Raw genomic sequence first — 16,078 nt, forward strand, 5'->3', positions numbered from 1 at the left:
ACCAGAAAACTCAACGAAAACTATATCTACTTCCCTTTCTGCTTTTCCCAGTTGTCACGCAGGGTGATGGTACGGTTAAAGACCAGTTTATCTGCCGTAGTGTCCTCATCTACACGGAAGTACCCCACACGCTCAAACTGCACCTGATCGCCTACTTTCGCATCTTTCAATGAGCCCTCGAGCACAGCTCTAGTGTTGACCTCCAGAGAATTCGGGTTCAGGTGGTTTTTGAAATCATCCTCAATATCGTTGAGGTTCTCTGTGTGGAAAAGGCGATCATACATGCGGATCTCTGCATTCACGGCATGTTTGACGCTCACCCATCCGAGCGTCCCTTTTACTTTCTTGCCGCTCGTATCCTGACCACTGCGGGTTTCTGGGTCATATTCGGCATAGATCGTAGTGATCTCCCCGTTTTCATCCTTATCGAAGCCTGTACACTTGATGATGTAGGCGTACTTCAGCCGAACTTCACGCTCTGGCCCTAGCCGGTACCACTTGCGCGGACTTGGAGGGTTTTCCAAAAAGTCTCCACGGTCTATGTAAACCTCTCGGCCAAACAGCATGTCACGGGTACCCGCAGCTTCGTCTTCAGGGTTGTTCACAGCGGTGAGCACCTCCTCTTTGTCTTCTGGCCAGTTGGTAATCACGAGCTTCACCGGGTCGAGTATTCCAAAGACGCGATTAGTCTTTTTATTTAAATCTTCGCGTACGGCATGCTCCAGCAGTGCCACATCGGTGATCCCATCTCGACGAGCTACCCCTACTTTTTTGATAAATTTCTTGATGGCATCAGGGGTAAATCCACGTCTGCGGATACCTGAAATAGTGGGCATTCGCGGATCATCCCAGCCTGCCACATGCCCCTCCTCTACCAGCTCTAGCAGCTTGCGCTTACTCACGATGGTGTACGAGAGATTGAGCCGGGCAAATTCGGTCTGCTTGGAAGGAAAAATTTCCAATTCGCTGATCAGCCACTCGTACAGTGGGCGGTGTACTTCAAACTCCAGAGTACACAGCGAGTGGGTCACTTTTTCGATACTATCCGATTGCCCGTGGGCAAAGTCATATGTAGGATAGATACACCATTCATTGGCTGTGCGGTGATGCTCCACATGCTTGATTCGGTAAAGAATCGGATCGCGCATGTGCATGTTTGGTGACGACATGTCTATTTTGGCCCGGAGTACCTTTTCACCATTTTGGTACTTGCCGTCCTTCATCTCTGCAAAAAGCTGCAGGTTTTCTTCTACAGATCTACTGCGAAATGGACTTTCCTTGCCCGGCTGAGTAGGCGTGCCTTTGATGGCATTAAACTCCTCCTGACTGAGGTCATCCACATAGGCTTTGCCTTTTTTGATCAAGGCAACTGCAAATTCATACAGCTGAGCAAAGTAGTCGGATGCATAGTGCTCACCATCCCACTTAAAGCCAAGCCATTCGATATTGCTTTTGATGGAGTCCACGTACTCCACGTCTTCCTTTTCGGGATTGGTATCGTCAAAGCGTAAGTTGCACTTGCCGCCAAATTTTTCAGCCAAACCGAAATTGAGGCAAATGGACTTAGCATGCCCAATGTGCAAATAGCCGTTGGGCTCCGGTGGAAAACGTGTCTGAATGGCCTGATGCTTCCCGCTTTTCAGGTCATTGTCGATCATTTGCTCTATGAAGTTCAGCGATTCTTTCTTTTCGTTTTCCATGGGTTTGAAAAATTTGTCGGCAAAGTAAATAGAAAGCTCCAACAAAAACCGCTTTTGCTATATGAAAAAGGCGATCTGTTGTTTAGCCGATCATCTACTTGAGCGTATCGGCACCAAAGCTAAAGGGCAGCAGCTGGCGTGCGTCCTCCAGTACCACAAACTGCCCCTCATGATCACGCATGATTACGGCTATTTTTTCATCCTGAAGCGTGGCATATTCCATCATCACCTGGCGGCAGCTTCCACACGAAAATGAGTCAGCGCATTTTCCGTGTTCGTTTTGAGCGGCTATCGCTACTATACGGATGGACTGTTTGGTTTGCGACTTGGCCGCAAAAAGCGCCACGCGTTCAGCACATAGCCCTGATGGGTAGGCAGCGTTTTCCTGATTGTTGCCAGTGACAGTGCTACCATCTGCCAGCAGTACGGCACTTCCTACCAGAAAATTGGAATAAGGCGCGTGAGCACCCTGCATAGCGTCTATGGCTGCTTGCGCTACTTGTTGTTGTTCATGAGGCAGCTCTTCGAAGGATTGCCTGCTATAAGCAATGCTTATGGTTTGTTGCATACATTTTTGAGTTGGGGTAAAGGATGTAAAACTAATGCATCAGAAAATACTGTAGGTACTCACCTGATCAATAAATCCTTTGGCGGAAGCCGGATACATAGCGATCGCAAACACTGCTCCGTAGATGGCTCCATAGAGGTGGGCTTCGTGGTTGATATTGTCGCTTATGTTTCTACCCTGATAATAAGAATAAACGATATAAATAGTCCCCAAAATAAACCCAGGCAAACACAGAATACCGTACAAGCAGATGTCATTGAGTGGAAAATACAGGATGCTGGCAAATACCATGGCACTCACAGCACCGGAGGCTCCGAGGCTATTGTAGTTGAGCTGATCCTTCTTTTTCCAGGCCACTGGCAAGTCTGAAATCACAATCGCCGACAAGTAAAAAAGAATGAACAAAACAGCTCCCATGCCACCGTACAGCTGCATAAATACCTGCTCAACCACGCGCCCAAAGAAGTAAAAGGTAAACATATTGAAGCCCAGGTGAATGTAACTTCCATGGATGAATCCAGAGGTAACAAACCTCCAATACTGGTTTTTCTTAAAAACCATAAACGGGTTCATCAGGGATTTTTGGAATACTTCTGCATTGCTAAAAGCCAGCAGGCTGATCGCCACAGTGACGATTATAATTAAAGTAGTAAGTGAAATCATGAATTATTTTTCTCTTTTCATAAGCTGTGCAGCAAACCCTGCCAGCAGTTCTTTTCCTTCAGGTCTGGCATCCAGCCGGTCTAACAGCTCGAAACCTTTATCAAAATAACTGTTCATCAAATTCGTAGTAAGCTCCCGAATGCCCAACTGATCATATATGGCTGTGACGGCCTCTACCTTCTCTGTAGAATCAAAATCTGTTTTTTCCAACCAGGAGTCCAGAGCCTCCTTTTCCTTTCCGGTCGCCAGCTCAAGTGCTTTGATCAGTAAAAAAGTCTTTTTATTGGAAATGATGTCACCGCCTACCTGTTTGCCAAACTTGGCCTGATCTGCATAAACATCTAGCAGGTCATCCATGAGCTGAAAGCCTACCCCCATCTGCACACCAACTTCATAAAGCTGCTTGCGACCTGGCTCCGCCATGCCGGCCATCAGTGCGCCATACTCCAGGCTAAAGCCTAACAATACAGCGGTCTTTAGCCGAATCATGTTGATATACGCATCAACCGACACCTGACTTTCAGCTTCGAAATTCATATCGATCTGCTGACCTTCACACACCTCCACAGCGGTTTGGTTAAACAGACGGATGGCTTCCGGTAGGAGCTTCGGATTGATCTCCAGTAGTAAATCATATGCTTTTACGAGCATGGTATCTCCACTGAGAATGGCTACGGTGCTGTTCCACTTTTCATGTACAGTGGGCTGTCCTCTACGGAGCGGTGCCTCATCCATGATGTCATCGTGCATGAGGGTGAAGTTGTGAAAAACCTCGACAGCCAACGCCTGCCTCACTACTGCAGCTGCGTTTTCTTCTTTGAGCAAGTAGCCCAGCAGCACCAGCAGAGGACGCATGCGTTTTCCTCCTAATGACATGATATAGGAGATGGGTTCGTATAATTCTTTTGGCTCGGTGCCAAATTGCAGCTTATCAATTTCTGCGCTGATTTGCTGCTGTAGCGTTTTTATGTCTGTCATTCTTCAGTAACCAGATCCAGGTCTATCGTTCGTCGATCTATGTCTGTTTTTACCACTTTTACTGTAAGCTTGTCGCCCAGTGTGATGATTCGCTTGTTACGCTGGCCAATGATGCGGTAGTTTTTCTCATCAAAATCATAGTAATCATCGGATAGGTCAGCCAGTCGGATCATGCCTTCACATTTGGTCTCGACTATTTCCACAAAAATACCCCACTCAGTGACTCCTGAAACGATTCCTTCGAATTCCTCACCCAGCATGCTTTGCATAAACTCTACCTGCTTGTATTTGATAGAAGCGCGCTCTGCATCGGCAGCATTTTTCTCCCGCTCTGAGGAGTGTTGACATTTCTTTTCTTCGGGCTCTACTTCCACGGGCTTACCTCCTTCCAGGTAATGCCATAGCAATCTATGGACCATTACATCCGGGTATCGGCGTATAGGCGAGGTGAAGTGTGTATAATGGTCAAACGCCAGTCCGAAGTGTGCTTTGGGCTCGGTGGTGTATTTGGCCTTGGCCATGGATCGGATCGCCAGCTGCTCCAGTACGTTTTGCTCTGGCTTGCCTTCGATCTCGTCCATGAGCTTATTGAGCCCTTGAGAAATATCGCCAGCAGTACTCATTTTGTGTCCAAACTTAGCTGCAAACTTGGCAAAGCCATCGAGCTTTTCCGGGTCAGGATTGTCATGTGTCCGGTAGACAAAGGTGTACTGACCATCGTCTCCTCGTCCCCATTTGAAAATATGGGTGGCTACCTCTCTATTCGCCAGGAGCATAAACTCCTCGATCATCTTGTGGGCGTCTTTTCGCACTTTGGGCACCACTGCCAGTGGCTTTCCTTTTTCATCCAGCTTAAACTTCACCTCTGTGGTTTCAAAGTTTACCGCTCCATTTTTGAAGCGCTTGTCTTTGAGCTTATGGGCGATGTTGTTGAGCGTACGAATTTCCCCTGCATAGTCCCCTTCACCTGTCTCTATCCGCTCTTGCGCTTCTTCATAAGTAAAGCGGCGATTTGAATGGATGATTGTCCGCCCAAACCACTTTTTCTTCACTTTCCCCGATTCGTCCATGATAAATACGGCGGAAAAAGTCAGCTTATCCTCATTGGGTCGTAAAGAACACAGCCCATTGGACAGCTTTTCAGGAAGCATCGGAATGGTACGATCCACAAGGTACACGGAAGTGGCGCGGGTAAGCGCTTCTTTCTCCAGCACACTGTTGGGTTGTACGTAGTGCGACACATCTGCAATGTGAACACCAATTTCATAGTCACCATTATCCAGCTGCTCTATGGAAAGAGCATCGTCAAAATCTTTGGCGTCTTCCGGATCAATGGTAAAAGTGGTAATGTTTCTAAAGTCTCGACGCTTTTTTAGGTCTTTCTCCGATATCTCGGTGGGAATTTGGGCTGCAGCCTGCTCCACTTTTTCAGGAAACTGAAACGGAAGGCCAAACTCTGCCATGATCGAGTGGATCTCGGCTTCATTTTCACCTGCTGCTCCCAGTACCATCGTTACTTCTCCCAGTGGGCTACGGTTTTTGGCATTGTGCCAGTTGATGACCTTTACCATCACTTTATCGTTGTGCCTGGCTTTGCCTATTTTCTCAGGGTATACAAACACATCGAAATGCAGGTTACGGTTGTCAGGCACTACGAAGGAAAACTTTTCGGACACTTCGATACGTCCTACAAACTCCGTCTTGGACCGCTCCAGCAGCTCCACTACTTTGCCCTCCGGGCGAAAACCATCCATCGGTGGTTTGGTGACCTGTACTTTTACGATATCCTTATCGATGGCAAACTTGAGGTCGTCGGTTTTCACCCAGATGTCCTCTTCGTACTGCTCGCTGATGATGTAGGCAAATCGGGAGTTTACATGATCCACTCTACCAATCACCACATCCGGCTCGTGTGCACTGACAAACCTCCCGTCGGGAGCTTTGGTAATTGCACCTTTACTTTCCATCCCAAAGAGGATGTCTTTCAATGTTTCTTTGGATTTCTTGTCTCTCAAACCGAGCATTTTGATCAGCTGTCGGTAGCTAAATCGCTCACCAATTTTGTTGGCGAATATGGCTCGTGTTTGGTCTTTTATTCGTTTTACGTTGGTAGGCTTGCTCTTTGCCTTGCCTACCTTTTTCTTTTTTTTCTTACTCATACGTGAGTGTTATGTCACGATCGTGATTTTATCATCAGGCACGATCGGTAATGTTTTCATTTTTAAAAATAATTGAACGGTCGCTATTACATCTCGTTGGCAATAGGCCGTGATACGCTCTAATCCGTCCTTTTCGTGATAATACACCTCATTGACCATAGAGCCATCTAAGTCTGACTTACTGGAGGGTATCTCAAAAATCGTGGTAAGGAGATCTAAAGAAGTGTAGTTTTTGCGGTCGCCAAATTTCCACATCTCCAGTGTGTCCAGGAAATTGACCTCCCAGGGTTTCTTGCCCGAGTTGTCCAGGACGTAAGGAAGTTTGATGCCATTGATCAGCATTCTCCGGCTAAGGTACGGAAAATCAAACTCCTTTCCATTGTGCGCACACATTCTTAGGTTTTCCGGGTCAAATTTAGTTTCCAGAAAGTCTTTCACTTCTGATAACAAATGAAACTCATCATGGTTGGAAAATGATTTAATTCGTAAGGCGAGCTGCCGGTCTGAGTCTTCGTGCAAGATGCCGAAAGCCACAGTGATCACCTTGCCAAACTCCGCATAGATACCTGCTTTCTGGCCATAGAGTTCCTCTGGAGTAGCCCCTTCGTCATTACGAAAAAATCCAGCCTTTCGCTCCCAGTGTTTTTGCAGATCGGCATGAAGGTTTTGGTATTCGCTGGTGTGAGCAACTGTTTCTATATCCAAAAACAGCAAATTTCTTAGCTGGTAGTTCATGGTTAGGCAATGTAGAGGTGTATGAGTGCCAAAGATCATCTGGCTCGGAGTAGAACCATCGCAACCGCTCTTTGACAACTACAAATTAATCATTCAGAACTTTTCAACGTAACAAAAGAAGGGAAAGCTTGCTTGCAGTGCACTACTGGTGAAGCACGCCCTGCATGCCCAGCTCTTTGATAAAGGAGAGGTTATCCTGTATGATTGTCTCGGGCACAAATATATATTTCTTATCATACAATTGCCCTTTGATAAAAAAACTAACCCAGTATTCGTTGTTTAGATGAAATACCTGCTGATCAATGGGCTCAATCAGCGCATATTCTCCTGGCTCTATTTGCGGAATCATGTGCCGAAGCACGGAAGTTTTTTGCTCCTTACCACCTTTTTTTCCATACCCTTTGCTGGTGACCATCACGGTGTCTAGCTGCTCCTGGTGCCTGTTGAGCAAGTACACCTGCCACATATCTTTTTCTTCGTTTTTGGCGATTGTTACGAATACATTTTCTATCTGCGGAAATTCTATATCTTTTTTCATAATCAGCTTTTATCAGTCATTCACAAGCTCCATCTCAAACAGGTCTGCCAGATGTTTTTTCAGCTTTTCTTCCACTTCGCTCATTTTGGGTGCATGGCCCAGCTCCAGGTGTAGTGAGGTGACGGCTTTGTCATCAATACCACACGGCACAATATTTCCAAAGTAATTGATGTCTGCATTTACGTTGAAGGCAAAACCGTGCATGGTCACCCAACGGCTAGACTTTACACCCAGCGCACATATTTTTCGTGCTTTAGCATCATCATCACCGTCTATCCACACCCCGGTGAGCCCGTCCACTCGCCCCGATACCACTCCATAGTCTGAAAGGGTCCTGATTACAGCCTCTTCCAAATACCGAAGGTACTTATGGATATCTGTAAAGAAATTATCCAGATCCAATATTGGATAGCCCACAATTTGTCCTGGACCGTGATAGGTAATGTCTCCCCCACGATTGATCTTGTAATAGGTGGCCTGCTTTTCTTCCAGTCCCTTTTCGTCCAGCAAAAGGTGCTCAGGCTTTCCGCTTTTACCAAGGGTGTAGACATGAGGGTGCTCACAGAAAATCAGGTAATTTTCTGTGGGCACCTGCTCCTCCTCGGGTAATTTCCTGTTAGAAATCTTTCGGGCTACAGTCTCTCCAAAGAGTGCTTCCTGATAGTCCCAGGCTTCCTGATAGTCCTTCAGGCCAAGGTGGATAAACTTCGTTTGCTTGTTTTTAGAATTCAATTATTTGCCGATATATGACTCCAACAGCGTCACGCCACCTGAAGTTTCAATTTGATACTTTTCTATACTGGCTGGCACCAATACTACGTCCCCCATGGCAAGACTTTCCTTACCTCCATCAAAAGCTACTGTAGCTTTTCCGTCCAGGCAGATGTAAATTTTGAAGCAATCCAGGCCTGAGTGATCCACAGCAAAGTTTTCTGTAAGGTGAAGCTTGTTGGTGGAAAAGTACTGACACGAAACGATGCCCACACGCTCATCTTGTTTGTCAAGGTATGGGGTTTTGTACTGGTCATATTTTTTATAATCGATGGCGTCCAGAGATTCTTCCAGATGGAGCTCTCGTTTGTTGCCCTCAGCATCCGTACGGTCGAAATCATAAATACGGTAGGTCACATCAGAGGTTTGCTGAATTTCGGCTAGCAAGAGTCCTTTACCAATGGTATGTACTCTTCCCGCAGGCAAGAAAAACACATCGCCAGCATTGGCTTCTTCACGGTTTAGGATATCATTGAGCTTGCCTTCATCGAAGTATTTTTTATAGCTCTCTTTATCCAGGTCTTGATTGAAGCCACTGATTAGGGTAGCACCTTCGTCCGCCTGCATGATGTACCACATTTCGGTTTTGCCGAAAGAATTATGGCGCTTTTGTGCGAGCTCGTCATCTGGATGCACCTGAATGGACAAGTCATCCGCAGCATCTATAAATTTGATGAGTAAAGGAAACTCCTCTCCGTAGGTGGAATGGATGCGCTCACCCAGCAGCTCTTTAGGCGATGCAGCAATCACATCAGTAAGCAACTTGCCAGCGAGTTCTCCATTGGTTACTTCAGATATATTGCCTTTTACCCCAGACAGTTCCCATGTCTCTCCACAGTTGGGCAATGGCGAAAAATCTTTACCCAAGATCGACTTAATCTTTTGTCCTCCCCAGATCTTATCTTTAAAAATGGTTTTAAATTTCAGTGGATATAAACCCATGGTTTTGGTGTGGTTTTATGGTGGATACTAAAAATAAAGGCAAATATGGCGAAGATTTGGCGGTTTCTTACCTGAGAAGGAAGGGTTTTGAGATCATCGAACGAAACTACCGCCACAGAAGGGGAGAGATAGACCTGATCGGTCTTTGGGACAACACCATCCTGGTGTTTTTTGAAGTAAAACTCCGAAAGGATACCAACTACGGAGACCCAGAAACTTTTGTAAGTAGGCGCCAAATCAAACAGATCATTGATACCGCTGAGGAGTATATCTACGGCATCAACTGGCACAAGGACATTCGTTTTGACATCATTGCGATAGGCAATGGACAGATCGAGCACATCGAAGATGCTTTTTATTGAAATCACGGAACCATTTCGGGTTATAAATAGTAATTCTATTAGATTATAATTAATATTATAACATGGAAAAAGTTAAGGTAACGACAGTAGGATCTTCAGTTGGAATCGTTTTGCCAAAATCCATTCAAGCTAAACTGCGAGTAAATAAAGGTGATACCATCACTTTCATAGAAACCGAAAAAGGCATAGAAATCACCGCTTACGATTCGGAATTTGAAGAACAAATGGATGTAGCTCGGAAGGTCATGGATCAATACCGGAATGCTCTTGGAGAGTTGGCAAAATGAAGGAGCCCAAGTGGATTAATGAAAAAACAGTTTTAGCAATACACCATGAACAAATAGCTATTCATGGTCGACTTTCAGGCATCAGAGATGAGGGACTAATGCTTTCCGCATTGGAGCGCCCGAAGAATTTATTTTTCTATGAAAATGCAGATATCCTAAGGTGTGCTGCAGCCTATACCTTCGGACTTGTACGAAATCATGCCTTTCAGGATGGCAATAAACGAACAGGCTTCATTGTGGGTGTAGCGTTTCTCCTACTGAACGGTTACAAGTTTAGTGCAGCCGAACCGGATGTAGTGCTTAAAATAAGCAGTTTAGCAGCTGGTGAACTCACGGAAGCTGAGCTTTTAGATTGGATTAGCGCACACAGTACATTGCATACTAAACCTTCTTAACCTTCACCTTCTTTTTCAAATACCTGACCACCGCATCATATTCCGTGTTTTCCCGATTTGAGAGCTTGAGGATTTTCTTTTTGGTATATAGAATTTTCACTTCGCGAAATTCTCCATTTTTTGTGGCTATCACTTCCTCTCTGTATCCCAAAATATCAGGAACTTTCACCTCTACTTTCAGCCGGGATATCGGATAAAATATCTGAAGTTTATTGTCTCCAAGCTTCACAATCTTGATAGCTCCCAGCAGCTTCCCGAGCACTACCAGCCCGATCACAAGCACTACCGGAGCCAATATGAGCTTTACAATAAAGTAGCTTTCTGATGACAACAAACTGTCTAGCAGCACGAAAAATGACCCGAAAATCAGGATCAAAAAAATCGTTAGCGCCGTAAGCGTATTGGTTTTTGGTTTAGAAACGATCATTTATAGGAACTTACTCTTTCCATTAAACCAGCCTTCACTGCCGGCCATTCATATTTTAAAACACTGTAGTAAACGGTATCTCTACGTCGGCCAGCTTTCACGATTCGATTGCTACGAAGTGTCCCCTCTTCTTTGGCTCCCAACTTTGCGATGGCACGTCGAGATCGGACATTGCGTGCGTCTGTTTTAAACTCCACCCGCTCAAACCCCAATGTTTCAAAGGCATGCGTCATGAGTAACAACTTACTGTTTGGGTTCACTTCCGAGCCATGAAAAGCTGCCCCATACCACGTGCCGCCTATTTCTACCACCTTGTTTGGCTCATCAATGTTGAGATAGGATGACACGCCTACATACTCCTCTCGGACTTTGTGAAAAATCTTGTAGGTGAGCCATTTGCCCTGTGACCTCAGATCCAACCTACTGTCCATCCAGCTGGCAAATGCTGCTTCTTCACTCAGGTCGTATGGAAAAAATTCCCAAAGCGATTGGTCTTTCGCCAGGTGAGCTAGTAGTTTCCACTCTCCCAACTCCAGTGGTGTAAGCAGGAGCACCTCATTTTCCAGCTTTGTAAAAGGCAGCATCTTCCTAGTGATAGGTGTATGTTCCTGATGGCGCCACGATCTCCACTTCCTTTTGGTCGGCAGCCTCTACCCGGCCTACCACCTGAGCATCCACATTGAAAGCCCTGGAGATGGCTATCACCTCCTCAGCATAAGCTTCTGGCAAATACACCTCGAACCGATGCCCCATGTTGAACACCTGATACATCTCTTTCCAATCTGTGCCACTCTGCTCGTGGATCAGCTGAAATAATGGCGGAATTTCAAATAGGTTATCCTTGATGATCTTCAGGTTTTCTACAAAGTGTAGCACTTTAGTCTGAGCACCACCGCTGCAATGCACCATTCCATTGATTTTACCCGGCATTTCTTCGAGTAGCTTTTTCACGATAGGCGCATAAGTACGAGTGGGACTTAGCACAAGTTTTCCTGCATCTAGTGGACTTCCCTCCACCTCATCGGTGAGTTTTTTACTACCCGAAAAGACCAATTCTTCGGCCACTGCCGGATCATAAGCTTCACGGTATTTAGCCCGATATTCCATATCGAACACATCATGACGTGCTGAGGTCAGGCCATTGCTACCCATTCCTCCATTGTACTCAGACTCGTAGCTCGCCTGGCCATAAGATGCCAAACCGACAATCACATCACCTGGACGAATGGTGTCATTGCTGATCACCTCTTTTCGCTTCATGCGGGCCGTCACGGTAGAGTCTACTATAATAGTACGTACCAAATCTCCCACATCGGCTGTTTCCCCACCTGTGGAAATAATATCAATACCCTGATCCCGAAGCATCTGAAGGACTTCCTCGGTGCCATTGATGATGGCGGAAATCACTTCGCCGGGGATTAGGTTTTTGTTTCTGCCTATAGTGGATGACAACAAGATATTTTCGGTACATCCCACGCACAAGAGATCATCCGTATTCATAATGACGGCATCCTGAGCTATGCCTTTCCACACGGAAAGGTCCCCGGTTTCTTTCCAATACATGTAAGCGAGCGAAGATTTCGTGCCTGCTCCATCGGCATGCATAATGGCACAATATTCCTCATCACGCGTAAGCAAGTCAGGTACAATTTTGCAAAAAGCCTTCGGGAAAAGCCCTTTATCTACATTTTTGATGGCCGCATGCACATCGTCTTTGGTGGCAGAAACTCCTCGTTGAGCGTATCGATCAGACATGAATTGGTATTTTTTTGGCAAAGAAAGTCAAAAATCACTTGAACTTACCGACCAAAGCAAGGACTGTGACCATCAATGAGCATAAAATCAGCACCAGGAGTGCATTGGCCAAACCAAACCACTCGGCTAAAAACCCAATAAAAGGAGGCCCTATCAAAAATCCGGTATAACCAATGGTAGTCACTGCGGCTATAGCAGACCCTGCGGTGTACCCGGGAGTGGATGCCGCCGCACTAAACAGCACAGGCACTATACACGAATAGCCAATCCCTGAAATGGAAAAGCCTGCAATCACTAACCAGGCGTGCTGCTGAAACAACGCCACCGCCAAACCCAAAACAGCGATAACACCTCCGACCTGAAGCACACGCTTGCGCCCCAAAACAGGAATGATCGCATCACCCCAAAGCCGACCAATAGTCATACATAGCGCAAAACCAGAATAGGCAATTCCTACAAGATAAGGGTCTGACTCAATAACCTCGGCCATGTATACGCTACTCCAGTCCGCTATAGCACCTTCACACACCATCACACAAAAAGCCATGATGGCAAACAAAAGAAGGAGCCCCGTAGGCAAAGCAAATTTCTTTTTGGCGGATGCTCCCGCTTCAGTGAGTGATGAAAGAGGGCGCGATACCAGCACCAACAGCAGTGTTGTCACCACAAAAACCACCAGCAAGTGCTGATCTACGGCCAGCTGAGCACCGGCAGCCACACTACCCAAACCAGACCCGAGCATGGCACCAATGCTCCAAAGCCCATGACAAGTAGACATGATTGGATACGGAGTTGCACCCTCGTGAATAGAGGCAGAAGAATTCATGGCGATATCCATGATGCCATTGGTAATACCAAAGAAATACAAAGCACAAAGTAGCATCCAAAAATCACCTGGGAGCCCCAAAAAATACAGCGATAGCGCATGCAGTACTCCGAACCAAATAGCGGTACGTCCGGGCTCAAGACGAGAAATGACCCAACCCGCTACTGGCATCACGGTAAGAGCTCCGAGTGGCGCACCCAGCAAGGCCAACCCAAGGTCCATCTCAGACAAACCCAGAGCATTTTTCACATCTGGGATTCGTGTAATCCAGTTGCCAAAAAGGAAGCTGTTGCCAAAAAAAACCAACCCGATAGCACGACTAGGCCTGTCGCTGAGGAAGTGGCTCAAGTGATTCACAATATTCCCAAGTTTTGAAGCCTTTGTGCCAATTCTTCTGGATTCTTAAAGTGTATCGTCGGAAATCCAAGCTCAGCAGCTGCAGCAATATTGTCTGCATTGTCGTCTATAAATAACGCTTCTTCGGCTTTCACCTGATACCTGTCCAACAGCACCTGATAAAACTTTGGATCTGGCTTCACGAGTTTTTCTTCGCCTGACACCACGATGCCTTCAAAGTGGTCGAAAAACGGATAATCAGGCATAACAAGGGGCAGCGTCTCTGCTGACCAGTTGGTCAGCGCCAATAGCTGATAATCCTTTTGAGCTATCTGGTTCAAAAGCGCCACAGTACCATCTATCTGCCCGGGTATCATCTCCAACCAGCGGTGCCAATAAGCCTGAATTTCTTCTCGATAATGAGGGTATTGGTCCGACAGCTCATCTACCGCTTCTTGAAAAGATCGGCCCGCATCCATCTGAGCGTTCCACTGGAGATGACAAATGTCCTTTAAAAAGGACTCCATTTCTTTTTCATCATCAAAAAGCTGTCGGTATAAATTTCTGGGGTCCCAGTCTATCAGCACTCCCCCCAGGTCAAACACAATAGTTTTAATCTCTGTCATACCACAAAAAAACGATGTTTTTCACCAAAGTGCTTTGACAATCTATTCCATTTTAGGGTAGATATATTCACACTATGCGACACAAAAAGGTATTATAGGATAAATTACACCTCATGAGACCGGTAATTGAATCAATTCAAAATAACAGCAACCAAAGCTTCAAGCTAAGCATCTACGATAAAGGGGCTCCTCCATGTGATGCTGATTACTGGCACATCCATCCCGAATACGAAATTGTCTATATACACAATGGCAGTGGTCCGCGCCATGTCGGATCACATGTTTCCAATTATTCCGATGGCGAGTTATTACTGCTAGGTCCAAACCTGCCGCATTTACCCCTGGGCAACCAACTTTACCCTGACAATTTCGAGGTGGTTGTTCAATTTTCAGAAGTATTCTTCTGGGATAAGGTGGCAGCATTTCCTGAGTGCAAGTCATTAATTGAGCTCAAAAACCGATGCTTGCAAGGACTTGCTTTTGGAGCTGCTACCCGCCAAAAAGTGAGCTCGTACATACGCCCTGCTGCAAATGCTACAGAGCTGGAAAAACTCCTTTGGCTACTTCGCTTACTGCATGACCTGGCACATGCCAACGATGCCACCAGCCTGCAAGCCTATCCGGTACACACTGAACAAAAACAGGCCGATTATGACCGGTTGAAAATTATTCTCAGCCAAATAGTGAACAACTACAGCCAGGAAATCTCTTTAGACCAACTGGCCGCTGATGTGGGGTTGACTAAAAATTCATTGTGCAGGTTTTTCAAAAAACTTACCGGCCAAAGCATACTCGAATACCTCACCACTTACCGGCTCGAAATCGCCAAGCAGCTTCTCGTACGCCAAGAGCTCTCTATTGCTGAAGTGGTCTATCAGTCTGGTTTTAACGACCCATCTTTTTTCTACAAAAAGTTCAGGGCTTTTACCGGACTTTCGCCAAAAGCTTTCCAACAAAACGGAAAAGCATCTATGTGCTAAGTATCCGGCCCGCTCATTTTTATATATTTTTTCTTAACTTTTGATTTTAGAACCTAACTCCTTAACACAATGACAGAAACTCAATATGCAGGGTTTTGGCTCCGCTTTGTCGCCTACCTGATCGATGGAATCGTAGTAGGCATCGTACAGTCTTTTATCATCACCCCATTCCTGGCGTTGTTTGGCCTAAGCCTGACTGCAATGGAATCTATGGATTACATGTCCGAAGAAGAATCTATTGCCGCAATCATCGGCATGGCTAGTGGCTTTGGTGGCATTATTTTGGTGTCGGCAATTGTAGGCATAGCTTATTACACCTTAATGGAAGCCAGTAAATACCAGGCGACACTGGGCAAAATGGCACTCGGCTTGAAAGTGACTGATGAAGCAGGCCAGCCCTTAGATCTTGGCAAATCACTACTCCGAAACTTAGGAAAAATCGTCTCTCAACTGATCTTTATGATTGGCTATATCATGGCTGGGCTTACCGCCAAAAAACAAGCACTCCATGACATGATGGCCGGAGCACTTGTGATCAAAAAATAATCCTATTATTTGGAGAGGCTCTTCATGAGCCTCTCTAGATATACTCTATCAGTGTCATCAAAAGCAGATAACTGATCACTATCCACATCTAACACCCCGATCACCTCTTCGCCTTTCATTATCGGCACTACAATTTCCGATTTACTATCAGAGCTGCAGGCTATATGCCCCGGAAATGCATCTACATCCTCTACTACAATGGTTTGAGCTTTTTCCCATGCTGCACCACATACGCCTTTCCCTTTTCGAATTCGAGTACAAGCTATAGGTCCTTGAAAAGGTCCTAGCACTAGCTGCTCATCCTTTACCAGGTAAAACCCTACCCAGAAAAACCCCATTCCTGTCCGCAAGGCTGCTGAAATGTTAGCCATGTTGGCAATGAGGTCATCTTCACCTGAGATCAACGCCTCAATCTGTGGAATAAGTGATTCATACTGCTCCTCTTTTGAGGTTGCGTTCGAAATGTTCAGGGTTTCTGCCATTG

At 45.9% G+C, this 16,078-nt stretch carries 20 protein-coding genes; 5 read left to right on the top strand and 15 right to left on the bottom strand.

Annotation, left to right across the window (positions count from 1 at the left end):
* Nucleotides 1–26: 26 nt before the first annotated feature.
* The 9 genes from C7460_RS04435 to C7460_RS04475 form a co-directional block, all read right to left on the bottom strand.
* The gene (locus C7460_RS04435) at nucleotides 27–1,700 is read right to left on the bottom strand and encodes a glutamine--tRNA ligase/YqeY domain fusion protein (RefSeq protein ID WP_115867073.1); all 1,674 of its coding nucleotides are present in this window, start codon (nucleotides 1,698–1,700) and stop codon (nucleotides 27–29) included.
* Between the two features lie 94 nt (nucleotides 1,701–1,794).
* Nucleotides 1,795–2,268, bottom strand: a complete 474-nt coding sequence (cdd, locus tag C7460_RS04440) for a cytidine deaminase (RefSeq protein WP_115866873.1) — start codon at nucleotides 2,266–2,268, stop codon at nucleotides 1,795–1,797.
* Between the two features lie 39 nt (nucleotides 2,269–2,307).
* Nucleotides 2,308–2,931 carry a rhomboid family intramembrane serine protease gene (locus C7460_RS04445; RefSeq protein ID WP_115866874.1) on the bottom strand — a complete coding sequence of 208 codons (624 nt, stop codon included), beginning with the start codon at nucleotides 2,929–2,931 and terminating at the stop codon, nucleotides 2,308–2,310.
* Between the two features lie 3 nt (nucleotides 2,932–2,934).
* Entirely contained in the window at nucleotides 2,935–3,909 is a 975-nt protein-coding gene (locus tag C7460_RS04450) for a polyprenyl synthetase family protein (protein ID WP_115866875.1), read from the bottom strand.
* Nucleotides 3,906–6,068: a ribonuclease R gene (gene rnr / locus C7460_RS04455; protein WP_115866876.1), complete on the bottom strand. Its 2,163-nt coding sequence runs from the start codon at nucleotides 6,066–6,068 to the stop codon at nucleotides 3,906–3,908. The genes C7460_RS04450 and rnr overlap by 4 nt, the downstream gene beginning before the upstream one ends.
* A gap of 9 nt (nucleotides 6,069–6,077) precedes the next feature.
* Nucleotides 6,078–6,803 (bottom strand): 3'-5' exonuclease, encoded by a 726-nt coding sequence (locus tag C7460_RS04460; protein ID WP_115866877.1) that lies wholly within the window; start codon nucleotides 6,801–6,803, stop codon nucleotides 6,078–6,080.
* 142 nt (nucleotides 6,804–6,945) lie between these two features.
* Nucleotides 6,946–7,341: a hypothetical protein gene (locus C7460_RS04465; RefSeq protein WP_115866878.1), complete on the bottom strand. Its 396-nt coding sequence runs from the start codon at nucleotides 7,339–7,341 to the stop codon at nucleotides 6,946–6,948.
* Nucleotides 7,342–7,353: 12 nt separating this feature from the next.
* On the bottom strand, nucleotides 7,354–8,073 hold the full coding sequence (gene lipB, locus C7460_RS04470) for a lipoyl(octanoyl) transferase LipB (RefSeq protein WP_115866879.1): 720 nt from the start codon (nucleotides 8,071–8,073) through the stop codon (nucleotides 7,354–7,356).
* Nucleotides 8,074–9,054, bottom strand: a complete 981-nt coding sequence (locus C7460_RS04475) for a type I phosphomannose isomerase catalytic subunit (protein ID WP_115866880.1) — start codon at nucleotides 9,052–9,054, stop codon at nucleotides 8,074–8,076.
* Between the two features lie 17 nt (nucleotides 9,055–9,071).
* Here C7460_RS04475 and C7460_RS04480 point away from each other — a divergent pair, with 17 nt between their 5' ends.
* The 3 genes from C7460_RS04480 (at nucleotide 9,072) to C7460_RS04490 (ending at nucleotide 10,098) form a co-directional block, all read left to right on the top strand.
* Nucleotides 9,072–9,416: a YraN family protein gene (locus C7460_RS04480; protein ID WP_115866881.1), complete on the top strand. Its 345-nt coding sequence runs from the start codon at nucleotides 9,072–9,074 to the stop codon at nucleotides 9,414–9,416.
* Between the two features lie 62 nt (nucleotides 9,417–9,478).
* The gene (locus C7460_RS04485) at nucleotides 9,479–9,703 is read left to right on the top strand and encodes an AbrB/MazE/SpoVT family DNA-binding domain-containing protein (RefSeq protein ID WP_115866882.1); all 225 of its coding nucleotides are present in this window, start codon (nucleotides 9,479–9,481) and stop codon (nucleotides 9,701–9,703) included.
* Nucleotides 9,700–10,098, top strand: a complete 399-nt coding sequence (locus tag C7460_RS04490; RefSeq protein ID WP_115866883.1) for a type II toxin-antitoxin system death-on-curing family toxin — start codon at nucleotides 9,700–9,702, stop codon at nucleotides 10,096–10,098. Before C7460_RS04485 ends, C7460_RS04490 begins: the two co-directional genes overlap by 4 nt.
* Here C7460_RS04490 and C7460_RS04495 read toward each other — a convergent pair.
* The 5 genes from C7460_RS04495 to C7460_RS04515 are packed head-to-tail and all read right to left on the bottom strand — an operon-like array spanning nucleotide 10,085 to nucleotide 14,068.
* Nucleotides 10,085–10,525 carry a hypothetical protein gene (locus C7460_RS04495; RefSeq protein WP_115866884.1) on the bottom strand — a complete coding sequence of 147 codons (441 nt, stop codon included), beginning with the start codon at nucleotides 10,523–10,525 and terminating at the stop codon, nucleotides 10,085–10,087. The genes C7460_RS04490 and C7460_RS04495 overlap by 14 nt on opposite strands.
* The gene (locus C7460_RS04500) at nucleotides 10,522–11,109 is read right to left on the bottom strand and encodes a GNAT family N-acetyltransferase (RefSeq protein WP_115866885.1); all 588 of its coding nucleotides are present in this window, start codon (nucleotides 11,107–11,109) and stop codon (nucleotides 10,522–10,524) included. Before C7460_RS04500 ends, C7460_RS04495 begins: the two co-directional genes overlap by 4 nt.
* 4 nt (nucleotides 11,110–11,113) lie before the next feature.
* Nucleotides 11,114–12,280: an AIR synthase related protein gene (locus tag C7460_RS04505; RefSeq protein WP_115866886.1), complete on the bottom strand. Its 1,167-nt coding sequence runs from the start codon at nucleotides 12,278–12,280 to the stop codon at nucleotides 11,114–11,116.
* Nucleotides 12,281–12,314: 34 nt separating this feature from the next.
* Complete coding sequence (locus tag C7460_RS04510) at nucleotides 12,315–13,463, bottom strand: MFS transporter (RefSeq protein WP_170147886.1); 1,149 nt, start codon at nucleotides 13,461–13,463, stop codon at nucleotides 12,315–12,317.
* Entirely contained in the window at nucleotides 13,460–14,068 is a 609-nt protein-coding gene (locus C7460_RS04515; RefSeq protein WP_115866888.1) for an HAD family hydrolase, read from the bottom strand. Before C7460_RS04515 ends, C7460_RS04510 begins: the two co-directional genes overlap by 4 nt.
* A 113-nt stretch (nucleotides 14,069–14,181) precedes the next feature.
* On the opposite strand from C7460_RS04515, the gene C7460_RS04520 reads away from it, so the two are divergent.
* Nucleotides 14,182–15,048 (top strand): helix-turn-helix domain-containing protein, encoded by an 867-nt coding sequence (locus tag C7460_RS04520; RefSeq protein WP_115866889.1) that lies wholly within the window; start codon nucleotides 14,182–14,184, stop codon nucleotides 15,046–15,048.
* 69 nt (nucleotides 15,049–15,117) lie between these two features.
* Nucleotides 15,118–15,594, top strand: a complete 477-nt coding sequence (locus C7460_RS04525) for an RDD family protein (protein WP_115866890.1) — start codon at nucleotides 15,118–15,120, stop codon at nucleotides 15,592–15,594.
* 5 nt (nucleotides 15,595–15,599) lie between these two features.
* On the opposite strand, the gene C7460_RS04530 is transcribed toward C7460_RS04525, so the two are convergent.
* Nucleotides 15,600–16,076, bottom strand: coding sequence for a GAF domain-containing protein (locus C7460_RS04530; protein ID WP_115866891.1), 477 nt, complete (start codon nucleotides 16,074–16,076; stop codon nucleotides 15,600–15,602).
* Between the last annotated feature and the right edge of the window lie 2 nt (nucleotides 16,077–16,078).

This window comes from Marinoscillum furvescens DSM 4134 (assembly GCF_003386095.1).
In the GTDB taxonomy this organism is placed as follows: domain Bacteria; phylum Bacteroidota; class Bacteroidia; order Cytophagales; family Cyclobacteriaceae; genus Marinoscillum; species Marinoscillum furvescens.